The sequence below is a fragment of the Hahella chejuensis KCTC 2396 genome (assembly GCF_000012985.1).
Lineage (GTDB): Bacteria > Pseudomonadota > Gammaproteobacteria > Pseudomonadales > Oleiphilaceae > Hahella > Hahella chejuensis.
This window is the reverse complement of record NC_007645.1, coordinates 4,827,612-4,850,856: the sequence shown is the minus strand read 5'-3', so window position 1 is coordinate 4,850,856 and position 23,245 is coordinate 4,827,612. Positions and strand designations below refer to the sequence as shown.

Genomic DNA, 23,245 nt, shown 5'->3' with positions numbered 1-23,245 from the left:
GCTCCGCCAGTTGCGGACCTTTCCCTTGGACGATGTTGTTTCAGGCCGCGCCGTTTGCGGCCTTTTTTGCGTCCGAAAAGCTACGCCTGTGCGATGGCCTGGCCTTCGCCAACGCTTTTCTCTGCGCCGTTCTTGCCATACAACTGCATGTGTTGGGATTGGCCGCGAATAATCTGCATCATCTTGGTCGTGCGCTGCTGTGAACGGGCGATAATGCGTCCATTGACCTCATTCAGCTTGTGTATGTTGGCGAGGCAGCTTTCGCACTGTCGGTACAGCTTCATTACAGGAGGCGCTTTTTCCTTCAGCAGAGAGAGAAAGCGGTCTATAGACAGGCCGGTTTGGCTGACCCACTGCATGCGAGCGCGCGCGTGGCTTTCAATTTGTTGCAGGAGGGGGAGTTTGCTTTCGATGATGCGCTGCAGCGTTTCAATATCGCTTTGCTCCAGAGAGTCGCGTTCCTGCTGCAGCACATCTTCAAGTTGAGAGAGAGTTTGTAGATCCTGTTTAAGCAGATCAATAAATACTTTCAGATCGGCGGACATGGCGCCCTCACAGTGTTATCAGAAGTCTTGCTCAAAATTAAGCAATTTCTCTGCCACACTGCGTGAATTGATCTGGTAGGACCCGTCGGCCAGCGCTTTCTTGATCTTCTCCACCCGTTCGTTATCCACGTCGGGTAATTTCGCCAGTTGCTGTTCGACTTTCCTGATGTTCTGAGCCTGCGAGCTGAGGACGACTTTGTCCCCGGAATCTCCGCTTTTTTCGGGAGCCGCCGCATTTTTCCCGGCATCCACATCGACTTTCTCAGTCTTCTGCAGATTTTCCCGGGACTTGATATCGTTCACGGGAGGTGAACCGACACCCTTGATATTCATGGCCTTACTCTCTTAAAAACTTTAATTACCTAATTTATCGGCTCAATGCGGAGAAACTTTAGCGAGATTTTTAGAATTATTTTGTCAACGCCGCCATGCTACCGGAAGCAGTGCAGCCTGTATGGTCACAAGGGCGTTCTGACGTGACCTGAACCTATGACTTCCGCACGCACCATACGGTTACTGGAGCTATTCTTGACCATAATCTGTTGGCCGCGTCTGCCATCCGCCATGGCGACCCCCGGCATTTTCACGCTGAAGTGGTGGGTGGCCGCTTCTATCACCACCATGTCGCCTTTATTAATAAGTTTAGGCGCTTCCAGCATATTTGGATAGGGCGCGGAACCTGCGTTGACGGGGCGACGCGTGATCATGCCGACCACATCCTCTGCGTTCGTATAGAAACCGTAGCGTAAGTCGATGATATTCAACTCTTTGGTTTCCAGGTCTTCCGGCGCCAGGGCGTAATCCCGCGGCACGGCGGATTTTATTGTCACGATTTGTCTGTACCGCTCCATTTGCACGGGCACGTATATCTGCCACGGGCTGGGGGACTCGCAGCTTACCTTCAGCGTCAGTCGACCGCCATTGGAGCTGGCTTCCCTGACGGCCGGCGTTTGCTCGCAGGGAGAGAAGTTAAGACGGGAGTCAGGCTCGGAAACCTCATAGACAACCCGCTCCTGAAGCTGTTCAGCCGCCGCCGCGGCAAATCGCATCATAAACTCTTCTACTGCAACGGAAGTTTGTTGCCGCCAGACCGGAATGGAATTGCATAAGGCCGGGGCTGAAAAAACGAGAATGCCGATATACATCAAGCCGGTTATGCGTATTTTCATTTTTTGTCCTATGCTTTACTTAGCTACCGGGTAGCCGCTTGCGCGTCGCCAATAAAATGACGGTGTGCGACAAGGCACGCAAAGTCTGTGCCGGGCTGGCGAGCTCATGCGGGGCGCCATCTCGTCAGCGCCCCGATCCGATAGTTCGGTAATCTACAACAAACAGCGGAGCGCCCTTTATGGCCGGGGTATTAGACAGCGTAAACCAACGTACTCAGTTAGTCGGACAGAACCGCCTGGAGTTGCTCCTGTTTCGGCTGCAGGGTGAGCAGATTTACGGAATCAACGTTTTCAAGGTTAAGGAAGTCCTGCAATGCCCGAAGCTGACAATGATGCCTAAACGACATCCTGTGGTCAGGGGAGTGGCCCATATTCGTGGTGAAACCATCCCTATACTCGACATGGGAATGGCCACAGGTCAAATGCCTGTTCCCGAGAAAGACGTCAATAACTGCTTCGTCATCATCACGGAATACAATCGCAAAACGCAGGGCTTTCTCGTATCCGGGGTGGAGCGTATCGTCAATATGAATTGGGAAGATATGCATCCGCCGCCAAAAGGGGCGGGCAAAGACAATTATTTGACGGCGGTGACTCGCCTGGAAAACAAGCTGATTGAAGTCATTGATGTGGAGAAGATTCTCGCCGAAGTCTCTCCGACACGGGATACCGTCGCGGATGAATTCATCGATAAGGAACTGGCGGCCAAAGCAATAGAGCACAAAGTGCTGGTAGTGGATGATTCCACTGTCGCGCGGCGCCAGATCGTTCATTGTATGGATGCGGTAGGCGTGGAGGTGGTCACTAAAAATGACGGCCGCCAGGCCCTCGACTATCTTCGCTCGCTGGTCGCCGACGGTAGCCGTATCGACGACCATCTCAGTCTGATGATTTCAGATGTGGAGATGCCGGAAATGGATGGCTACACACTGACTACCAACTGTAAAAATGATCCCTCCTTGAAGGACTTGTACATCATGTTGCACACGTCATTAAGCGGTGTTTTTAACAAGGCGATGGTGGCGAAGGTCGGCGCAGATGATTTTATGGCCAAATTCAACCCCGATGAGCTGGCGCAGCGAGTGACATCCGTGCTGAAAACCATAGAAGAAAGAAGACAATAACACCGGCTGGCGTAATTACTTTCAGCTGTCGACGCGCTTGGCGCATAACCGGTCAGGGCAGGATTTTTTCTGGTTAATAACGCAGACTACGATAAGTTTCGGGATTTCCTCCAAAAAGCATGCGGCATTGTACTAGGGGATAATAAGCAATACTTAGTACAAAGCCGCCTGCGACGAATCATGGCGGATGAAAAGATTGAGACCGTGGGCGAGCTGGTCGACAAAATGAGTCGATCCATGCGCTCACCCTTGCGGGAAGCGGTGGTCGACGCCATGACCACTAATGAAACCCTGTGGTTCAGGGATGTTCATCCATTCCGGATTCTGGAAGAAAAAATACTTCCAGAGCTGAGCGCCAACAAAGGCGTCACTCAAATTCGTATTTGGTCGGCGGCATGCTCAACAGGGCAGGAGCCCTATTCCATCTCCATGGTGACGGATGAATACCGTCGTAAAAACCTGGGCGGCATGCGCGCCACCCTCAGCATCGTGGCGACGGACTTATCCGCCAGCGTGCTCAGCGCCGCGCGTAAGGGCGAGTACGAAATGCTGGCCATCGGCCGAGGGCTCTCCAAGGAGCGCATGGCCAGTTACTTCACCAAGACGCCGAACGGCTCTTGGAAAATCAAGCCGGAGGTGGCTCGTTGCGTAGAGTTTCGGTCGCTGAACCTGCTTGACTCATACTCATTACTAGGAAAGTTTGACGTGATTTTCTGCCGCAACGTGCTTATCTACTTCTCGGCCGAGCTGAAAAAGGACATTCTGTCCCGTATGCACTCCGCTTTGAAACCGGGCGGCTATCTGATACTCGGCGCCTCGGAGTCCTTGGGTAATCTTCCGGATAAGTTCGAGATGGTGCACTGCAGCCCCGGCATCATTTATCGAGCGAAATAGCTCACCGCCTGGACTTAGTGAAATATTTGCGCGATAGGGAAGATTAGAGGTTGCCTTTCGGGGGGCATTCGTATAAATTAGCGCACCTCAAAACACGGGTTGCAATAATCCTGTTTTGGTTCTCTGGTGAGGTGTCCGAGCGGTTGAAGGAGCACGCCTGGAAAGCGTGTATACGGTCACCCCGTATCGAGGGTTCGAATCCCTCCCTCACCGCCATTGAATTCCCTTCTGAATCAATAACTTAGAAATTCATGCATGCGGCTTGGGCTAATTCTGGGCTAATTCTGGGCTAATACAGCAGGTTTCTAGATCTCCTATGTCCCATATAACCTTTTGATTACTAAGAAAAAACCTGATTTTTTTCTGGGCTATTTTTGGGCGAATCTGAGAGCTTTTTGCTGTTCCTGCTTGATAAAAGCGACCATCATTGAGGCTCAAATGTTGAGCAAGAGGGCATAATGCCCCCTTATGTCTCTAGGTGCATATGGCTAAAAACCGTCGCTATTGCCCGAACTGAAGTTGGCGAAAAAGAACCCTGGCGTGCTTGCGTCGTCTGGCATGCCCAATCCTGAGGGGCCTGAAAATCCTGACCCCTTTGGACCTATGAAGCTTGGACCAGAACCCATTGCTCCGCCAAAACTGGCGGCTGAGCTTAATCCCAGAGGAAGAGGTATCGTCTCTGGATAACTGCTTGGTAGCTTTGCCGCCGCCCGTATCGATTCAACTTGGTCTGGCGTTTCGACGCCAAAGTTTGTTCGTAAGCTTGATGCGCTACACATCGTATTGATGTCCGCGCCTGCCTGGGTCTTCATGTGTTTTGTCATCGCCCAGCCTGCAACGATGGTTCCAGTCCGGCCTTCACCGAAGCCGCAATGTACGAGAGTGGCCCCCTTTTTCTTATTGGCCTCAATAATCTCCGCTGCGTTTATAAGTTGCGCAGGAGTGGCCGCTTTAAAATCAGCAATTTTGAAATGGTAGTAAGAAATTCCGTAAGTCTTCAAAAGTGTCTTTGAGTGCTCCTCTAGCGCGTATTCGTTAGAGCTGATAATGCAAGTGACGCCTTTCTTCTTTAAAAAGTCGACTTGAACAAAGCTAAGCGTATGAGGTTGGTCATGCCCTGCATAATTCGGCTGAGATGAACGCACCAATACTCCTGGGAGAACCCATTGAAAGTTTTTAAATCCAAATTGTGCGGCGCCGCTGTTTCTTAGGTAACTGTTTAAACCATAAATCATGATTGCCTCCTAAATGAGCATTCGTATGTGCCAATCTTTGTAATTTTTAAAGACGACAACGACAGGGCATTTAGATGCGAGCTTCTTGATTTTTTGCGACCCAGAATTAACTCGGATAAGGAAGGGGGGGCAGATTCCAGCTAGGCGACTGCTAAAACCCGTGGTGTATGATGGGGCAGGCGAAGTGGTGGAATATGTCGTAAGTTGGCGGGATTAAGGTCTGGCCTTCAAAGCAAAAGATTGAGGCGTGCTACAGGACGATAATCAGCAGCAAAGGGTAAGGCCCGGGGCGAATGCGCCAGTCGGATTCTATCGAAGTCTACTCACATGACGGCTTCTTACCAGCATGATGACTAATCTGACTGTGATTGGATTGAGCGCCAATGCCAGACTAAACAGGCCCTGCATGCAATAGAGTAAAGCAAAGGAAAAGTATGAAACGCCAATGATGGCGTAAGATACGACTCCTGGGCATGCGTAAAATGGATTTTGTGCTTCTGTCCTGAATGCGATGTTCTCCAGGATTGAAAAAATCAGTATTTCTATGGCCATTGCAACTAAAAGAATGGCGAGCAGAAGTATGGGGAGAACCATCAGTAACATGCCATTTGACCAAGTGGAGGGATCGCTAGGCGTTTCGCTGGAGGTCAGGTTGTCAAAAGTGGCCCATGCAGTTAATGGAATAAGAAAAACGCCATAAAAAAGTCCTCGCATGCACTGTGAGAAGCTTGAGCTCTTCATGATGCTTTCTTCAGCGCTCTTAACCCCTTGGAATATTTTGTGAACCTGTTGCGTGATCCTGGCTAAATGAGTCATGTCGCTGCTGGGGGACGAACCTATGCACGTTTGTCATATGGGCGCTAGCTGCACTGCCTATACGTTTTCATTGATTTCGCGTAGATGAGGCGAAGTGGGGGAGTATAACCGCAGACAAGCTCCCCCTGCATGCAGTTCGGCTTTGAATAATAATTTGTAATGACAGATGAGCGTTGGATGGAGAAAACCTCTAAATCGCCTCCTCAAGCATCCAGATATTCAATCCAAACCCGCCGCCCAGCAATACGATAAACAGAATGCAGGACAGTGCGATTGGTCGGATTCCGGCTTGGCGAATGGCGCTCCAGCGGGTTTTGACGCCCAGGGCGGTCATGGCCAGGGTGAGTGCGATTTGGGCCGTCCATCTGAGTGACTCCAATACAAACTCAGGTAAGGTGATCAAACTGTTGACTGCGGCGGCGGCGATAAAGCCGAAGACAAACCAGGGAATAGCAATCTTGGTTTGACTGCTGGCTCCGGCGGGCGCTCGAAATAGCAATGCGCTGAGGGCGATGATGACCGGTGCTAGCAGCATCACTCTGACGAGCTTGGCGACCACTGCGAATTGCATGGCTTCCCCGCTGATCGACTGCCCGGCCGCCACAGCCTGAGCGACTTCATGTACAGTGCTGCCAATATAGATCCCGAATAGCGATGGCTCCATCAAGGTGAAGCGATATATGACGGGATAAATAAACATGGCCATTGTGCCGAAAACCACCACGGTTCCAACCGCCACGGCGACATCCTGCTCTTTTGCGCGAACAACGGGCTCGGCGGCCATAATCGCGGCGGCTCCGCATACTGCGCTGCCTATGGCTGTAAGCGTTGCTATCTCTTTGGGCAGACGCAGTAGTTTGACGCCCAAGTAGATACCTGTAGAGAGCACGGAAATGATGACCACAGCGTCTAGCAGTACTGTGCGCCAGCCGATTGCGGCTATTTGTTGAAAGCTGAGATTGAAGCCGAACAGGATGATGCCCAGCCGCAGAAGTTTCTGCTGACAGAAGTTAAGGATTGCGACGTCGCTGTGGGTATCGTGTGTAGCGGCTGCTCCATAAAGCAGGCCAAGCAGGGAGGCCAAGGGGAGGGCGCTGAGTCCCAGGGCGGCGATAAAAGGAAGTTGAGCAAGCAGGATGGCGCATACAGCAAGTGCGACCAGGCGAATTAGCATGGCGTAAGCCCCTTCATGTTTTCGTTAAGGGACTTTAAGAAAGTATGTGTAATAAGTATATTGGATGTTTCTTAAGTCATAGTTTAGAAAAACCGATGAATGTGAGTCTGCGGCAATTGCGGGTGTTTGAGGCCACCGCCAGATTGGGGCGGTTAACCCTGGCGGCTGAGGAGCAATGTCTTAGCCAGTCGGCGGCAAGTCAGTCCATTCGGGAAATGGAAAAGGCGCTGGGTTACAACGTGCTTATTAAAGTGGGGCGGGAGCTGGAACTGAGTGACGCAGGCAGGCGTGTATTACCGCGCGTACGACGAATTCTTAGCTTGGTGGATGGGCTGGCGCTGCCTGATATTGAAAAGGTGGCTGGTCCTCTGCGTGTGGCGGCCAGCGTTACAATTGCTTCCTATCTGCTACCTTCACTGTTGGCGGAATTCGTCAAACGCTATCCTGAAGTAGAGCCCGATGTGCAGATCCACAATACAGAGGCGGTGCTTGCTTTACTTGAAAAAGGGCGTGCGCATATTGGCCTGATTGAGGGGCCGGCTCTGCATCCCACATTGCACATCGCACCCTGGCTGGCTGATAGGTTGGCGATATTTTGCGCGGCGGGGCATCCTCTGACGCGTGTCGGTAACATTGGGGCAGAGGCGCTGGAACAGTTTCCGTGGATCGTGCGTGAGACGGGTTCCGGCACGCGCGCGGTGTTTGATGCGGCGATGCAAGCCATGGGCGTGCGGCCGCGCATTTCTTTTGCGTTGTCCCGACAGGAGGCGATCAAACAATCTGTGCGGGCAGGGCTGGGAGTGGGTTGTCTGTCGAGGCTTTCGATTGTGGACGAAGTGCCCGAGAGGCTGTTGGTTGAGCTGGATACGCCTCTTAATTTGACGCGTCAGTTCTCTTGGGTATGTGCGCCGGACAACAGAGAGTCGACCGTGGTGAAGGCGTTTATCGATTTATTGCAGGAGAGGGAGCGGGAGGCGAACCGTCACCCCTTTGAGGCGGGAGAATGAGTATGAAAAAGCAGTATTACGACATTATTGGCGATATTCACGGCCATGCGGATGAGCTGGTCAAACTGTTGCGGCTCCTTGGTTATGTGGACGCTGGCGACGGTTATGCGCACCCTGAGCGGAAAGTCATATTTCTCGGGGACTTCATTGATCGCGGCGAACACCTGCGACAGCACCGTAAACTGTTGGCGCTGGTCATGAAAATGGTGGGTAATGGTCATGCGTTGGCGGTGATGGGGAATCATGAGTTCAATGCGCTGGCGTTCCACACCTTGCATCAGGGGGAATATCTGCGCCGACGTACGGAAAAGAATATCCGCCAGCATCAGGCCTTTTTGAACGAGTTTGAATCTGAGCCGGAATTGAAAAAAGACGTGCTGGCGTTTTTCCACAGCTTGCCACTCTGGTTGGAGTTGGACGGTCTACGGGTCATTCACGCCTGCTGGCATGATGATTATATCGACGCTGTTCGTGCGCGCTCGCCCTCTGGATTGCTGGATTTGGACATGCTGATTGATGCATCCACTGAAGGACATCTGATGTTTACCGCCGTTGAAACTCTGATCAAGGGTGTAGAGATTGGGTTGCCTGATGGAATCATATTTCATGATAAAGATGGAACCGAAAGGGATGCGATTCGCGTGCAATGGTGGCGGCGAGACGCCAAAACGCTAGGAGAAGTGGCGTTGCCTGTGGGCTTGGATATTGGCGACGCCGCGCAGCTTCCTGCGCCACAAACGATGCCCAGGTACGGAGAAGAGCAGCCGCCTTGCTTTGTTGGTCATTATTGGCTGGCGGGCGAACCGGAGCCGTTGGCTTCCAATGTGGCTTGCCTCGATTATTCTGTGGCCAAGCAGGGGAAATTGGTGGCGTATCGCTGGAGTGGCGAGTCGGTATTGCGAAAAGAAAACTTTGTTCACGCTTAAGCGTGAATTGTTCCCGATCAGTTTCGGGAAAAGTGAAATGCAGCAGAATGCGGCGTGAAGCCGGGTGATCGTATTCTCCTCCAGGGTATAGGAGGGGAGTTTTCAGACGGGGTGATAGTAAAAAGGATGATGAGTGCAGAGTCTATTAGATATTTACGGGAGCAAGGGCGTCATGAAGATGCGCGTAACCTTGCCGTGCAATTGACGGAAGATTTTCCTACCGACGCTGAGCTACAGTACGAGGCCGCCTGCGTTCATGACTATTTGGGATTGGAGGCGGAAGCTGTTCCGTACTACCTCAATGCAATCTCTGGAGAGTTATCGGAGACACTGTTGCGAGGCGCATATTTGGGGTTGGGTAGCACTTATCGCGCACTGGGAGAATATATGTTGGCGCTGAATACCTTTGACGAGGGGCTGGCGCAGTTTCCTGACGCGCATGAGTTGCATGTGTTCAAAGCCATGGCTTTGTTCAATGTAGGGGAATCCAGGCAATCCGTTGAAACGCTGCTGAAAGTGATCGCCGCTACCTCTCAAGACCCCTATGTGCAGGAATATCGAAGAGCCATCGCTCTCTATTCTGAAGACCTGACGAGAACCTGGCGGGAATGAAAGAGTATTTTCATGCTGAATCAAAAAGGACGAAAAAATGAATGGAATAAATAAAGGCGTTAGTCTTTTCACTGGGGCGCGAGTAAATCTGAGACATATGGCCGCTTGCTTGCCGCTGCTATTAGCGGCGCCGGCGATGGTTTGGGCGGGTGGGGACACTGCAGACCAAAGGCAATCCGCTGCGAAATCTATGGTATACCGGGTTGATAACGTGCAGGTAAGCATACTGGAAAGTTATCCGCCTATGCTGGAGATTCGGGCTGAAGGCATGGTTCCCAGCGCTGGCTGGAATAACGCGGAACTGGTTGCTTTTCAATATATTCAGGCGCCCCCCGATGGCGTCTACGACTTTGGATTTGTCGCTATGCCTCCGGACCAACCGGCTGCGGAAGTCATCTCCTCCATGAGTGTGACATATCGTATGGCGGTAATACCGGACGGACTGAAAGGCGTCCGCGTTCATGCGGAGAGTAACTCGAAGGCGGCCATGCTGGGAGAATCTGACGTGTCGCAATCCAAGAAAGTCTGCCTGAAGGGGCGGCTTACAGAGGAGGGCGTTGAATGTCCGGCGTTCAGGGATACGCAAGGACGTCTTTATACCTTGGGCGGCGACTTGAGTGGATATGGTCCGGGAGATGAAGTGTACGTCACAGGCGAAGCTGCGGAGTATTCATTCTGCATGCAGGGCGTCACGATTTCGGTCGATTATATCGGCGCTTCCACTCCGAACTGCTACGACGTTACCCAGCAAAACTCAGACTAATGCGTAAAAAATGGGTAAATGATCGCCGAAGCGCATTTCAGCAAGTCAAAGTGCTATTACGGAGAAGAATACAGGCAGTGGCTTAAACCACATTGACCGCTGGAGGAAGTACGCGCCCCTGTGGGCGGGCTTCCTGCTCGCGGCAGGAGCTGTGTTATGCGTGGTTGGTGGCGTTTACGCTTTTATTGCGATTCCCGCTCGGAAAAAGCGATGGATTACCCATCGAATGAAGAGCGGGAAACGCGTCGCTGAAATCAAAATCCGTTTCTACAAAGACGGTATTGGTTTCGGAGCAGGTGATGAGAAAAAGTGGCCTGAGTCGGTGTTTAAAACCGAAACAGGTATGTTTGTTCGCATGGATGCGCCTGCGCGGCGGCAAGCCGCGGGAGACAGGGTCTGACCTGTGCAGGCCCTGTCGTTGCAGACAAATAGAAGGAAGCTATTTGTCTGCCTGATTAATATATCCTCGCTGATGCAATTCAGCCCGTTCAGGCTGTAGTAATGCTTCGCGAAATCTATACTTAACAAAAAACGTTGACGTTGTTTCTATTTATATCTGTCCAGTCGGTCAGGATACGGGGATACTTACTTATTTGAACGACGATCAATTATTCGGAGAGTAGAATTGTTTCTTGACGACTAAATACTTTCTTGCTCCGGAAGCCTCTATGCATGAATGTCAGACAATCCAGATTGTATTTAGATTGATCATGAGTCAGTCGCTGTGTTTATTTGCTTGGCAAGGGCGACGCAGGGGTAAAAGTGGGGGGAATTCCGTCTCGTTTGCTATAAATAGATCAAAAATTAGAAAACTTGGTCATGAAGACGAAAGGATATGTCTGTTCCATCTTGACAGCGAAATCGCCCTGCATATACTTTGAGCAGTCTGTAAGTAAATCTGATATTTATGCAATACCATTTCGAAGTCCTGTCTATAGTCCTCGTCCTGTTTTCATAAGTAATAGAAAAACTTCCAGCAAAGCGGCCTTATGCAAGGCATTGATTTACCAAAGATTATTTAGGATATGACTATGTCCAATACTGTTACCGGCACTGTAAAGTGGTTCAATGAATCCAAAGGTTTTGGTTTTATCGAGCAAGAATCCGGTCCTGACGTTTTTGCTCACTTCAGCGCCATCACTGGTTCTGGTTTCAAAACTCTGACCGAAGGCCAGAAAGTCGAGTTCACAATTACTCAGGGACAGAAAGGACCTCAGGCAGAGAACATCGTTCCGCTGTAAGCGGCGTATTTTTGGCGACCCGGAGCAAATGCTGCAAAGGGATCGCCGTCTGATCGACAGATGAGACACAAAGGGCAGGGCTTATCGCCTTGCCCTTTTTTGTTGCTTTATACACCACATCGCGCGGCGAAGAGTCTACGCCAGCGACGCATCGCAGTTACACCATCCAAAGGAACTTCACCTTGAGCGCCACCGCTTTTTCCTCTCTTTCATTGCATCCTGGACTGTTACAGAACCTGTCCACGCTTGGGTATCACTCTATGACGCCTATTCAAGCGCAAAGCCTGCCTTCGATACTGGCGGGAAAGGATGTTATCGCTCAGGGCAAAACCGGGTCTGGAAAGACTGCCGCCTTTGGCTTGGGATTACTGAACAAGCTCGATATAAAACGCTTTTGCGTCCAGGCGCTGGTTCTGTGTCCAACCCGGGAGTTGGCGGATCAGGTCGCCAAAGAGATTCGTCGCCTGGCGAGAGCGATTCATAATATCAAGGTGTTGACTCTGTGCGGCGGTATGCCTTTCGGGCCGCAAATCGGTTCGCTGGAGCATGGCGCGCATATCGTCGTGGGGACTCCAGGACGAGTGGAGGAGCACTTGCGTAAAGGAACGCTGGTGCTGGATCAATTGCACACTCTGGTGCTGGATGAAGCGGACCGCATGCTGGAAATGGGATTTCAGGCGGCGCTGGACGCTATCGTTGAAAAGATGCCGGCGCAGCGGCAAACGCTGCTGTTCAGCGCCACCTATCCGAACCAGATTCAATCCATTGCGGAACGGGTGATGCTCAACCCCGTGATGGTTAAGGTGGAGTCTTCTCATGACAACGCCAGTATTCAGCAGTACTACTACAAGGTGGAAGGCGATACGCATCGCTTAGAGGTGTTGCGATTGCTGCTGTTGCAATACAAGCCAGAATCCACTGTCGTTTTCTGCAATACCAAGCGGGAGACTCAAGAGGTGGCGGATATGCTCGTGAGCCACGGTTTTAGCGCAGTGGCGTTGCATGGCGATCTGGAGCAGAGAGACCGGGATCAGACCCTGGTATGTTTCGCCAACAAAAGCGCCTCTATCCTTGTTGCTACCGATGTCGCCGCCCGCGGCCTGGACATTGACGCCCTGGACGCAGTTATCAACTTCCATATCGCCCGCGATCCGGAAGTTCATGTGCATCGTATCGGACGCACAGGGCGCGCCGGCGCGAGCGGTGTTGCGTGCACCCTCTTCAGCGAGTCTGAAATGTACAAAATCGGCCGCCTGGAAGAGTATCAAGAGATTATTGTCAGCGCAGAACCCGCGCCGGCAACCAGTCTGCTGAAGAACCTAGCGTACAAACCGCCAATGGAGACTCTACAGATCGATGGCGGTAAGAAACAGAAAGTGCGCCCAGGAGACATTCTCGGCGCCTTGACTGGAGACAACGGGGTAGACGGCAAACTAGTTGGAAAGATCCATATTTTTGACAACTGCGCATACGTCGCCGTTGCGCGAAGCGCCGTCAAACTTGCTATGGATAAACTGGGCAAAGGGAAAATGAAAGGGCGTTCGTTTCGGGTCAGAAAGATCAGGAGCTGATGATGAGGCGGGGCTTACTCTTGCAAGTCAGCCCCGAAGTCAGGAATCGAAGAGGCGACTAGTTGCTCTTGGCCTCTTTGCGTGGCGCAGGTCGCCCGGCGCCAGTGCCTCTTCTGCGTTGTCTGCGGGGCGCGTTTGCATTGTTTCTCGCCGCGCCGTCTTGCCGCGGGCCTTTTTTCTCGCCCTTTCTGTCTTGTTCACGCTGCTCGCCGCTCTTGGCTGCTTTAGGCTTTTTCGGCTTGCGCGCTTTCACGGGTTGAGTGGGCAGGCGCGATTCAGGTAGACGCTGTTCAGGTTCGAATCCTTCGATTTCTTCACGAGGCAGGCGCTTTTGAATCAGCCTCTCGATATCGGCGAGTAACTTGAACTCATCCGCGCTCACCAGGGATACCGCTTGTCCTTCCGCGCCGGCGCGGCCGGTGCGGCCGATACGGTGTACATAATCTTCCGCCACTTGGGGCAAATCAAAGTTCACGACCTGGGGCAGCTGATCAATGTCGATGCCGCGCGCAGCGATGTCCGTCGCTACCAGAATCTGTACGCTTCCCGTTTTGAAATCCGCCAGCGCCTTGGTTCTGGCGTTCTGGCTTTTGTCGCCATGGATAGCGGCGGCATTGATGCCTTTGGCGCAGAGTTGCCGCGTCAGGCGGTTGGCTCCGTGTTTGGTGCGGCTGAACACCAGGGCTTGATCCCAGTTGTTGTCGCGAATGAGTTGCGTCAGCAGGGCGGATTTCTGCTTTTTATCAACCGGATGAATCCACTGCTTAACCGTTTTGGCCGTTGTATTGGGAGGGCTAACGGAGATTTCTACTGGATTGTTAACCAGTTCTTTCGCCAGCTTGCGAATATCGTTGGAGAAAGTGGCGGAGAACATCAGGTTTTGCCGGCGCTTCGGCAAAATGTCCAGAATCTTGCGAATATCATGGATAAAGCCCATATCCAGCATGCGGTCGGCTTCATCCAATACCAGCACTTCCAGATCCTGAAAGCGCACGGCGTTTTGATTGTAAAGGTCGAGCAGGCGTCCGGGCGTTGCTACTATCACGTCTACGCCGCGGCGTAAACGCATCATCTGCGGGTTGATTTTTACTCCGCCAAAAACCACGGTGGAGCGTAGGGGCAACTTGCTACTGTAGATGGATACACATTCGCCGACTTGAGCGGCGAGCTCCCGCGTTGGTGTGAGGATCAAGGCGCGAGCCTGATTTGAGCGCGCCCGGTCGCCTTTCGATAAGCGCTCCAAAATAGGCAGCGTGAAGGCGGCGGTTTTGCCGGTTCCCGTCTGCGCGGCCGCCATGACGTCTTTTCCTTCCAGAACGACAGGAATTGCTTGCAACTGGATAGGTGAGGGCGATGCATAGCCCTGTTCAGAAATAGCGTCGAGAATGGGGGCGGACAAGCCGAGGGAGGCAAAGCTCATATAGGATAACTTCTTCTTGCTGATTCATTGGGGCCAGCTCGCTGGCGGACGTGCAGCTTACAGTAAGCGCCTGTCCAGGACCATCATTTGAGCAGAGGACATGCCCCGATTGACAACAGCCTTGATAAGCTATTTCAAGGTCGCTTCTGAGGGATAGCCAAGAAAGTAAGGGGAAGCAACGTGGTTCGCATAGCAAAACATCACTTCCGGCTTTACCTCGTACATTGGCAGTCTTGGCGAGTATACCGAATATGATGGCTTTGCTCTGAGCATCAAAGGTCAAGCAGCGCTTTCCGAGAGATTTAATGCGTTTGCGAAAGTGGCCGGCGCTTACACTGATTATGAGGTAAGCATCGACTATAAGAATCGCGATAAGCAGGATGAGGACAAGACATCCACTGGCCTGCGTCCATACGGTGGTTTGGGGATCGATTGGAAGAGAAGGCGGTTTCGGCGTGACGATCTTAGGGTATCAATATATTGGCCTGCCCGAAGGCTCGCATTCTAACGTCCTTCTTACTGGCATTACGTACTCTTTCTAATACTTTCTTTCCCTGGTCGTCTTACTCATGCGGCGACGAGCCCATGTATCGTCATAGGTCGGCGAAGAGTTAGAGTATTGCTGGCGGAGTCTGGCGGCCGTTTTAAGCAGTATTTTCGAGCGCGCAAATACGCTCATGCCTTTAACGGCCGCAATTTATTTTTAATGTAAGTCTTACCGGATATATGCCGGCATTAGGTGACGGTGGGTGACTGATTTATCCCGGAATTTCGTAGGGCGCGCGCACAGTGGGCGGAAAGCGCTAAAAAGAAAGGGATCGAACAGAAATGCTATTAATCGTTTAGCGACGGAAAGTTGCTTGACTCTCGGCGTTGTGATCGCTCTCGTCTTTCGATTTCAGGCAAAACTCGCCACCGCCTTCGAATCTGATTTTTATTCTGGCGTTTTCACAACTGATATCTTTGATCGTTTTGGACTTGATATTGAAAAGAGAGGCATAGTCCACTTCTCTCTCGCCTTCGCCGGGCTTGTCGTCAAAATCTTCCCACTCTTCCCAAAAGCCTTTGCCTTCGTCCAGGAAAAAGCGGAACCAAAGCTTGTGATCTGTTTTCAGGTTGAGCAGAACCGGCGTATCGTCGGCGCTGTCGGCCTCCAGTAGGGCCTTGAACTCTCGTACTTTGTAACCGTTCAGTTTTTTTACGCGGAAGTGGGTATCTTGGAATTCTCTTGCCATATAGGTGTGGTGTCCTCGGTGGGTTAATGGGAGGGGGTACTGTACCCCTCATCACAGGCAAGAGTCCAGTTATAACCGCCTCTGCATTGATATTAGCCGGCATGAACACCCGGATACGGCTAGGGTCGTCGCCCTATAAGCCATTGATCGGCGAAGCGAAAACCAAGACGCCCCTAGAGAGTGTATAAAAATGCCGTTAAGTCCTGCTTTTCCTGTTTGTTCAATTTAACGCCGAGCACTAGGTTAAAAAATTCTACGGTGTCTTCCAACGTCAGCAGGCGACCGTCATGCAGATAAGTCGGCGAGTCTTTGATCCCTCTAAGAGGAAATGTCTTGATGGGGCCGTCAGCGCCAGCGAGCATGCCATTGATCATCTCTTCATTATAGAAGCGCTCCACCTTGAGGTTGTGCATGAGATTGTCCGTGTAATACGGTGGAACATGGCATGCTGCGCATTGGCCTTTACCGAAGAAAATTTCCTGTCCTCGCAGTTCGGACTCTGTAGCCTTTTCAGGGTTAAGTTTTCCAAACAAGTTCAATTTGGGCGCTGGCGGAAAATCCAATAGCGCCTGGAACTCGCCCATGAAGTGGACCTGGCTGCCTCTCTCCAGGATATTGACGCCTTTCTTGGTGGCGATGACAGGGTCGCCATCGAAATATGCAGCGCGTTGTTCGAATTCGGTGAAATCCTCAACGGTTTTCAGCGCTCGCTGGGATCCAAACAGGCGTTGTACGTTTACGCCGCGCAGAGTGGGCGTGTTGATGCGATGGCGACGCTCCTGCGGGCGTATATCGCCTACTAAGTGAGTGGCGTCGTTGGTGTGTCCGTTGGTGTGGCAGTCAAAACAGGCGACGCCCATGCTTGGCTGGGCGGATCGTCGATCAGATGTGGCGTTAAATTGTTGCTGCGGAAAAGGCGTTACCAACAAGCGCAACCCTTCCAGTTGTTTGGGGTTCAGTACGCCGGAAAACAATTCATAGTAGTTTTGCAGGGTCACCTCTTTACCTCGAGAGACATCGCCAAGATCCGGGCGGGTGGTGAGGTAGATTGGCGCAGGAAACTCCGGTAGAAAATGTGACGGCATGACAAAGTCCAGATCGAAGCGCGTCAGGTCCCGGCCTTCCTGCTTTTTGATTTCATCAATGTGAAACTGAGGAAACAGCATGCCGCCTTCGCTATGGTTCGGATGCGGCAGAGGTAGAAATCCTTTAGGGAACACGCCCTTCTGCTTAATCTGCAGTGGCGTCATTGTGGAAAGCTGCTCCCAGGATACGCCATTGGCGAGCTTTACCCGTACGCCCGTTTGCACAGGCTTGCCTTTGGACATGGTTATCTCTGATGACGGCTTGTCCGCCAGATCATAACGTTCCTCTAACAATGACTTATGACGCGCGACGACGTCATCCTTGGCGCCTTCCATGCGTTGTTTGACGCTGTCGAAGGACTCTGAGTCCACGACTGGCGCATATGAGTTTCCTACCGCGGCGTTTAACGGTGAGGCCAGCGCTAAGGTTAAAAGGCTCGCGGCAAAGGCGAATCCATTGTGTTTTTTCATGACTTATTCCCTATCCAAACCAGTGAAAGTCAGTCTACACATTGCCTTTAAATCGCGTGATTGATTGTCTAAATTACCGTGCTGCGCGGAGGTCTCTGGACAGACTGCGTATCTGTTCCGCCGCTGCTAACGCCTTTTGCGCCAGACGCACAATCTCTCTGCCTTCCGGTGTTATTTCCACTAAGTGGCGGTTGCGGCGGAATATCTGTACGCCGAGATAGTCTTCGCATTTTTTCAATTGGATACTGAGAGTGGATTGCGTGACGTGGCAGCGTTCGGCTGCGCGATGGAAATGCAATTCCTCTGCGACCGCTACGATGTATGCCAGTTCCTTCAGCGTCATCAGGAGCTCCTTTCTTGTTGTGATTCTGAGCGACTGTTGCGTCGCTGGTGAAGCCTCGCCCGGAAATGTGCGAACGAAGGTTTGCCAGCATCAAGATTAAGGTCGTTAAAAAAGGGGCTCCAATTAATTGCGCATAGTCTGAGAATAGGTTTTTTAAATGGAACTAATGGACGACCATCCGATACATAGATACTAAAGAACGTTTTTGTCTTGAGCGTGAACTTCCAGGCTTTGGTAAGTATTTTGGTAGGTATTGAGGGGGGCTTCGTTGGCGGAAGCTGGCGCCATGAGAGCTGAGTGACCCTGCGACCGCATTATGTCATGCAGCCGCAGGGTTAAAAGAACGAAGCGGCGTTAACCGCCCTGTGAGGCTGCGAAGTCGATGTGTTCTTGCCTTAGCGCAGTGATGAAGTCCTGGGTGCGTTTTTTAATTGCGGCGTAATCCAGGTGGTATTGCGTGTCATAGAAGGCGGTGGTGGGATATAGGCCCAACTGTGGCTCACCGATCATCTGAACGCCCAGGTTGGCGTAAAACTCCTTAATCTGCTGGAATCCGGACGTTTTACGATATTCAGGGAAATCAATGGTGTTCGGCCAGGTGGCGTAAACCTTGATGTTGTTGGCCCTGGCGTATTCGACGAAAGCTTTAATGGCTTGCGCGCCCCGAGACTCAGTATCGATGCCGATGTTCACTGGCTGGTACAAGGATAAGCGTCGTTTCACTTTGTCCGAAACGGCGGGAAAACTTTCCGGCAGTCTGTCGCCATGTTCGTTGGAGTCAAAGGTATTGAGCTGCTTGTTGTCTTTGGAGGCAAAGCGCCAGACGTCAACAATTCGGGTGAGGTCTGTCGCCATAAGCCCCTCGACAATGTCCTGCAGCGGCTTTTGTTTGAACCAGGTCGCTGCGCAACCCATGCCGTAGTTAAGCTCAATAGGGTTCCAACTATCGTGCTTGTACTGGGGATACTCAAACGCCAGTAATGCGGTATCTCCCGGCTTCAGCGCGCGCCTGGCTTCACTCAGCGTCAGATCTGGTCCCATGGAGGCTTGCAGACCGAAGTTCAGCGCGTTCAGATTCAGCTCGTCGCTCAACATCTGGGCGGAAAACCCGGCGCGCACCCCAGAGCCGCCGATCAGCAGCAGGTTGGGGCCTTGCATGCGCTCAGCCAGTTCTATGCGGGCGTTCACCTGATCGCACAGTGTTTGTGATGACGCTGTCGGACGACCGATGGTGCTGGCCGTAATCGCGGTGTTGATCGCCATCAGGGCGGCCGCAGTCGCCAGCGCGCCGATAATAAACTTAAGCGGATTGCCGCGCTCCGGTTGCGAATCAGTTTGAACGTGCGAGCTTGGTGTCTCGTTACTCATCTTGGTCATGATTTACGTCGTTTCCGTGTTACGGGTCCTGATGCTTTAAAACTGGAAGTAAAGGAATTCGGTTTCCGCCGCGGCGTTGATGGCGCGCAGGGAAATATAGAGCAATACGCCCACTGCTACCGAACTCCAGGCGCGCATGCTGACCAGCGAAGGCAGGTAGCGGCGTGGCGCAGGCAATGAGGGTTCGATCTCGTCGAAGTCCGCTGTTGGACGCTCCGAACGCAGCAGCTCCAAAGTGCTGGGAGCAAAAAATGCGATAGCGGCGGCGCCCAATGTCCAGATCAGCCCCATATAGAAGTCCGTGCGGTAGTTCTCTGCGAACAGGAATACGGAGTTCTGCAATCCCAATGCTTCAACCAACGGGCGGAACTCTTCCGGCGCGGAAAAACCATGGAAGCCAAACATCGCGTTATAAAAGGCCATGGCGGCGTCGAAGCTCTCTGCGCGAAACACCACCCAGGCGATAACCACAGAGAAGAAGGTAATCGGTAGGGACAGATTTCCGATCAAGCCTTTCAGAGGTTTCAATGCTGGCTTGTCGGCGATGGCGCGCCAGCCATGGTTGATCATCAGATAAGAACCGTGCAGGCCGCCCCAGATGACGAAAGTCCAGGAGGCGCCGTGCCAGAGCCCGCCTACCAGCATGACAATCATCAGATTGATATAGCGGCGCCAGCGCGATACCCTTCCGCCGCCCAGCGGGAAGTAGAGATAGTCCCGTAAAAACCGCGATAAGGTCATGTGCCAGCGGCGCCAAAAATCAATAATGGAGCGTGACTTATAAGGCGAATTGAAGTTGGCGGGCAGCTTTACGCCGAACAGCATCGCCAGACCTATCGCCATTTCCGAATAGCCGCAGAAATCGAAGTAGATCTGGAAGGTGTAGGCGAGGGCGGCGGCCCATGCGATAAAGAAGTGAATATCTCCGCCTTCAGCGGCTCGGGCGAAGAACGGCGTCGCGAATGCGCCCAGTGGGTCTGCGATCATGGTTTTCTTCGCCAGACCAATGGCGAAAATCGCCAGGCCGACGGCGGCGAGTCGCATCAGTTTGTCGTTGGAGGGCGGCGCTTCGAATTGGTTCATCATTTCCTTGTGATGAACAATAGGGCCAGCGATCAATTGGGGGAAGAAACTCACGAACAGGCCATAGCGGGCGGGGTCGGTGGCTTCGTCGCTGTCGCTGCGGGCGACGTCAACCAAAAAGGCGATCTGCTGGAACGTATAGAAGGAGATGCCAATGGGCAACGCCAGTTTGGGCCAGTCCAGTTCAATGTCGAACAGGGCTTCAATATTGCCCTCGATAAACCCGAGGTACTTGAAAACGGCTAACAACCCCAGGTTGAAACACAGACCGGCGATCAAGTCGCCGCGCCGCTTGCGGGTGCGTATGCGCTCAGCGATCCACAGGTTGACCGCCAGCGAGCCGATCAGCAAGGGCAGATAGCGCCATTCCCACCAGCCGTAAAATCCGAGGGAGAGAATGAATAGAACAATAAACGCCGGGCGTTTCCCCAGCGCTCTACGCGCCAGATAAAACAGCAGCAACGACAGGGGCAGGAATACAAATAAAAATTCGTTTGAATTAAATAGCATACTTTAAATAACGTCCCTGCATTATTTAATTGGGCGCAGGCAGAAACAATAGCAAATTCAATCCATAAGGAGCCGCCGTCAAAACAGGTTTTGATGGTTGCGGAAGCTGGATTAAATCCGGGTGTTGTTCTAATTGAGCAGAGCGCCGCCTGATGCTCCGCGCCTTATGAAATTAATAACAAAGTGTCCGCTTTTCCTCTTGTGCGGCGGCGGGAGGAATGCGTCACGGGCGTTAGTTTACGAGTAGATTGCTGCAATAAAAAGACCATTAGAGACAAAAGTCTTCTCACTTATCAAAGAGTGAGAAGACTTTCATAATTAACGGTGCGATCAGGGCGCATTTTATATATTTAACGCCCTGTTTTGGTTCGCAAAACTTATATACTAAAAGTTGTTAACTTGTCATGTTAATCCGCATATACAGAAACGGGAATTGAATAACCATCATCAAACTTTATGATGATGGCCCCCGCTCTGGAATCGGAGCCGCCCATCTTCTGCGAATCGATGCTGATCTCCAAATCTTTAGTTCCATCTCCGGATATCATGCCGCTGGAAGGCGATACTTTTATCCAGTCCGCGTGTTGGTTGATCAGCACCTTGAAATCAGTGTCCGAGCCGCTGTTGCTCAGCTTGATCGTTCTGGTTTCAGGAGACTGTGCGTCCAATTCAACGCGATACGCGTCCGATGTGATTTTAATGGGGCGCACCGGAATCGTTTTCGCCACGCCATATTCGAACGCGCCGATATCGGGGGCTGCTCCTAAAAAACCGTCGGAGTAATTGGCGATATAAGTTCCCTTATTAATTGCAGCGCTCTCTTCCAGCAAGTTGAACTTGCCCGCAGGCGCGTCGCGGAAGTGCGGGGTTTCATTGGTCAGGCCATTGGCTTCGGCGCCGCCGTAGGCCTGGACGACGCCCGCCGCCGCCTGCGTGCTGTACAGCAGATCGAAGTCGAAGTCGGAGCCGGGCTCCTGTGCAATGTCGCGAATACTGTATTGGCGCTCTGACCATCCGGCGCTGCTGACCAGAAGATTATTACGGGTAACAGCGTTGAAAGCGCGATCGCCGGAGTAACCCGTGCCGTGTAAGCTGTTGGCTTTGGCGTAAACAGTATTGTGGAACAGGTAACTTGTGCCTTCCGGCTTGACTGTCAGGCCGCCTGCTTTGAAAGCGGTCCAAGCCATGCCGCGCTCGTCGCCAAGGTCGTGAATCAGGTTGCCGGCGATAAAGCCGGGACCGCGCATGTTGGGAGCGATGCTGACGCCGTTATAACCGGCTTCCAGGCGATTGCCGTAAAAGCGTACGTTGTGTTGCCCGCCATCCAGCTCAACCAAGTCGTCGTTGCTGAAAGCGAAGTAGTTGCCGTAAATATCGCTATCGCGGATGAAGCCGCCGTCTCGGGAGCCGTTGGAGCGGCTTTCCACTACGTCATTGAAGCGGTGCTTGTCGCCGCCGACAAAGTCGTTATAACGCAACACTACTTGCCCCCTGAAGTCGGGTTCGGAGTGTTTGGTGGAGACCAGATAGGCGTTGGGACCGGAAGGGTGTCCATGTTCCCAAGTATTGGCGCCGGTTCTGGGATCGTGCACGTAGCTGCGTTCGACGACGACAACGCCGGTGGATTCCAGCCAGAACGCCGAATCATAATTGATGGGATCTTCGTCGCTGGGTTTTTCATAGGAGATACCGTCGTTAACCGCGCCGGAAGTGCGTCCCCAGCCTGAAACATCCAGGTTGCGAAAGCGCAGATGGTGCGCTTTGAGGCTGTGAATGGCGTGCAGTCTTCCGCCTTTGACTTTCAGGTTTTCAAACATGACATAGCTGGCGGCGCCGATTTTGATGGCGGTGTAATTATCATACCCCCCGTCAATGACGGTCTGGCCGTCGCCGACAATCTTGGCCCAGCCGCCCGGCTCGCCAGAAATGCCCAATTCTTCCAGGTTAAGCATACCGCCTTCATAGATATCGGCGATGGAGTACACTTTGTCCGGATTGATCGGCGGATCGGTGGGCCAGGTCTTAAACTCCGCCTGAAAGGACTGGATGACGGTGTTGCTCTCCAGCAGAGAGACCTTTACTTCGTATTCAGTGTTTTCTTCCAAGCCGATAATGCCGCCGGCCAACGCATCGTCAGTTGGGTCCGCGACGAGCGGGTAGGCGTTTTTCCAATTACCGTTTCCTTTCTTGCGGTAATACACCTTGTTATTCATATTCTGCAGGTCTGTGCTGCCGTCCAGAACCAGACTGACGGACTCCAGCAAGGGCGTTGCGGTAATGGTGGCGTCCAGACCGGCGGAGGGCGGTTCAAGGTCGTCGATGACGACAGGAGGGACGGTTTCCTTGTCCGTCGATTCTTCCTGGATGGGTGGCGAAGCGCAGCTGGTGCAAATGGCTGCGATGTAAAACAGTTTCAACAACATACTTATACCGCGAAAACGATGTGAATTTATCGTTTGACGGAAGGAGCTGTTTACTCGATGCCTCATGATCAAATATCCCTATGTGCCGAAGCTGGCGGTCAACAAGACGGCCGGCTCCCTGGTGAATGTATAAAGCCGGGGTTTTGCCCGGCTTTCATTGGCGGAACGATCAAACAGGAACCGGCTGGTTCCTGACTTATCTGCAAAAACAGAACCTTCAG

The 23,245-nt window shown here is 52.3% G+C and carries 22 protein-coding genes and 1 tRNA gene; 10 read left to right on the top strand and 13 right to left on the bottom strand.

Annotated features, from left to right (window positions below; translation table 11 throughout):
• Nucleotides 1–80: 80 nt before the first annotated feature.
• The 3 genes from HCH_RS21170 to flgA form a co-directional block, all read right to left on the bottom strand.
• Complete coding sequence (locus HCH_RS21170) at nt 81–545, bottom strand: flagella synthesis protein FlgN (RefSeq protein WP_011398485.1); 465 nt, start codon at nt 543–545, stop codon at nt 81–83.
• 18 nt (nt 546–563) lie between these two features.
• The gene (gene flgM / locus HCH_RS21165; RefSeq protein ID WP_011398484.1) at nt 564–878 is read right to left on the bottom strand and encodes a flagellar biosynthesis anti-sigma factor FlgM; all 315 of its coding nucleotides are present in this window, start codon (nt 876–878) and stop codon (nt 564–566) included.
• A 125-nt stretch (nt 879–1,003) separates the two neighbouring features.
• Nucleotides 1,004–1,597 carry a flagellar basal body P-ring formation chaperone FlgA gene (gene flgA / locus HCH_RS32625; RefSeq protein ID WP_158304987.1) on the bottom strand — a complete coding sequence of 198 codons (594 nt, stop codon included), beginning with the start codon at nt 1,595–1,597 and terminating at the stop codon, nt 1,004–1,006.
• A gap of 296 nt (nt 1,598–1,893) precedes the next feature.
• Here flgA and HCH_RS21155 point away from each other — a divergent pair, with 296 nt between their 5' ends.
• The 3 genes from HCH_RS21155 to HCH_RS21145 all read left to right on the top strand — a co-directional run bounded on the left by HCH_RS21155 (nt 1,894) and on the right by HCH_RS21145 (nt 3,948).
• Nucleotides 1,894–2,838 (top strand): chemotaxis protein CheV, encoded by a 945-nt coding sequence (locus HCH_RS21155; protein WP_011398482.1) that lies wholly within the window; start codon nt 1,894–1,896, stop codon nt 2,836–2,838.
• A 69-nt stretch (nt 2,839–2,907) separates the two neighbouring features.
• A complete protein-coding gene (locus HCH_RS21150; protein ID WP_041598847.1) occupies nt 2,908–3,732 on the top strand; it encodes a CheR family methyltransferase in 825 nt (274 codons plus the stop codon).
• Nucleotides 3,733–3,857: 125 nt separating this feature from the next.
• Nucleotides 3,858–3,948, top strand: a tRNA-Ser gene (locus HCH_RS21145).
• A 272-nt stretch (nt 3,949–4,220) separates the two neighbouring features.
• On the opposite strand, the gene HCH_RS21140 is transcribed toward HCH_RS21145, so the two are convergent.
• From HCH_RS21140 to HCH_RS21130, 3 genes are all read right to left on the bottom strand, one after another.
• On the bottom strand, nt 4,221–4,967 hold the full coding sequence (locus HCH_RS21140) for a fused DSP-PTPase phosphatase/NAD kinase-like protein (protein ID WP_011398479.1): 747 nt from the start codon (nt 4,965–4,967) through the stop codon (nt 4,221–4,223).
• A 309-nt stretch (nt 4,968–5,276) separates the two neighbouring features.
• A complete protein-coding gene (locus tag HCH_RS21135; protein ID WP_158304986.1) occupies nt 5,277–5,708 on the bottom strand; it encodes a hypothetical protein in 432 nt (143 codons plus the stop codon).
• A 265-nt stretch (nt 5,709–5,973) separates the two neighbouring features.
• A complete protein-coding gene (locus tag HCH_RS21130) occupies nt 5,974–6,957 on the bottom strand; it encodes a YeiH family protein (protein ID WP_011398477.1) in 984 nt (327 codons plus the stop codon).
• Between the two features lie 95 nt (nt 6,958–7,052).
• Here HCH_RS21130 and HCH_RS21125 point away from each other — a divergent pair, with 95 nt between their 5' ends.
• The 7 genes from HCH_RS21125 to dbpA all read left to right on the top strand — a co-directional run bounded on the left by HCH_RS21125 (nt 7,053) and on the right by dbpA (nt 13,077).
• Nucleotides 7,053–7,964, top strand: coding sequence for a LysR substrate-binding domain-containing protein (locus tag HCH_RS21125; RefSeq protein ID WP_049781048.1), 912 nt, complete (start codon nt 7,053–7,055; stop codon nt 7,962–7,964).
• A gap of 2 nt (nt 7,965–7,966) precedes the next feature.
• Complete coding sequence (locus HCH_RS21120) at nt 7,967–8,890, top strand: metallophosphoesterase (RefSeq protein WP_202945267.1); 924 nt, start codon at nt 7,967–7,969, stop codon at nt 8,888–8,890.
• 111 nt (nt 8,891–9,001) lie between these two features.
• Entirely contained in the window at nt 9,002–9,502 is a 501-nt protein-coding gene (locus HCH_RS21115; protein ID WP_202945266.1) for a tetratricopeptide repeat protein, read from the top strand.
• 37 nt (nt 9,503–9,539) lie between these two features.
• On the top strand, nt 9,540–10,265 hold the full coding sequence (locus HCH_RS21110) for a DUF5818 domain-containing protein (RefSeq protein ID WP_011398473.1): 726 nt from the start codon (nt 9,540–9,542) through the stop codon (nt 10,263–10,265).
• A gap of 160 nt (nt 10,266–10,425) precedes the next feature.
• Complete coding sequence (locus HCH_RS21105) at nt 10,426–10,665, top strand: hypothetical protein (protein WP_011398472.1); 240 nt, start codon at nt 10,426–10,428, stop codon at nt 10,663–10,665.
• Between the two features lie 631 nt (nt 10,666–11,296).
• The gene (locus tag HCH_RS21100) at nt 11,297–11,506 is read left to right on the top strand and encodes a cold-shock protein (protein ID WP_011398470.1); all 210 of its coding nucleotides are present in this window, start codon (nt 11,297–11,299) and stop codon (nt 11,504–11,506) included.
• Nucleotides 11,507–11,688: 182 nt separating this feature from the next.
• Nucleotides 11,689–13,077: an ATP-dependent RNA helicase DbpA gene (gene dbpA, locus HCH_RS21095; protein WP_041598845.1), complete on the top strand. Its 1,389-nt coding sequence runs from the start codon at nt 11,689–11,691 to the stop codon at nt 13,075–13,077.
• Between the two features lie 58 nt (nt 13,078–13,135).
• Here the strand turns inward: dbpA and HCH_RS21090 are convergent, their stop codons facing one another.
• The 7 genes from HCH_RS21090 to HCH_RS21060 form a co-directional block, all read right to left on the bottom strand.
• On the bottom strand, nt 13,136–14,497 hold the full coding sequence (locus HCH_RS21090; RefSeq protein ID WP_011398468.1) for a DEAD/DEAH box helicase: 1,362 nt from the start codon (nt 14,495–14,497) through the stop codon (nt 13,136–13,138).
• Nucleotides 14,498–15,339: 842 nt separating this feature from the next.
• Complete coding sequence (locus HCH_RS21085; RefSeq protein ID WP_011398465.1) at nt 15,340–15,732, bottom strand: hypothetical protein; 393 nt, start codon at nt 15,730–15,732, stop codon at nt 15,340–15,342.
• A 173-nt stretch (nt 15,733–15,905) separates the two neighbouring features.
• Nucleotides 15,906–17,288, bottom strand: a complete 1,383-nt coding sequence (locus tag HCH_RS21080) for a cytochrome b6 (RefSeq protein WP_011398464.1) — start codon at nt 17,286–17,288, stop codon at nt 15,906–15,908.
• A gap of 73 nt (nt 17,289–17,361) precedes the next feature.
• The gene (locus HCH_RS21075; RefSeq protein ID WP_011398463.1) at nt 17,362–17,631 is read right to left on the bottom strand and encodes a LysR family transcriptional regulator; all 270 of its coding nucleotides are present in this window, start codon (nt 17,629–17,631) and stop codon (nt 17,362–17,364) included.
• A gap of 354 nt (nt 17,632–17,985) precedes the next feature.
• A complete protein-coding gene (locus HCH_RS21070) occupies nt 17,986–19,008 on the bottom strand; it encodes a hypothetical protein (RefSeq protein ID WP_011398462.1) in 1,023 nt (340 codons plus the stop codon).
• 36 nt (nt 19,009–19,044) lie between these two features.
• A complete protein-coding gene (locus HCH_RS21065; protein WP_011398461.1) occupies nt 19,045–20,601 on the bottom strand; it encodes an MBOAT family O-acyltransferase in 1,557 nt (518 codons plus the stop codon).
• A 407-nt stretch (nt 20,602–21,008) separates the two neighbouring features.
• Nucleotides 21,009–23,024, bottom strand: coding sequence for a hypothetical protein (locus HCH_RS21060; RefSeq protein WP_049781047.1), 2,016 nt, complete (start codon nt 23,022–23,024; stop codon nt 21,009–21,011).
• Nucleotides 23,025–23,245 lie beyond the last annotated feature (221 nt).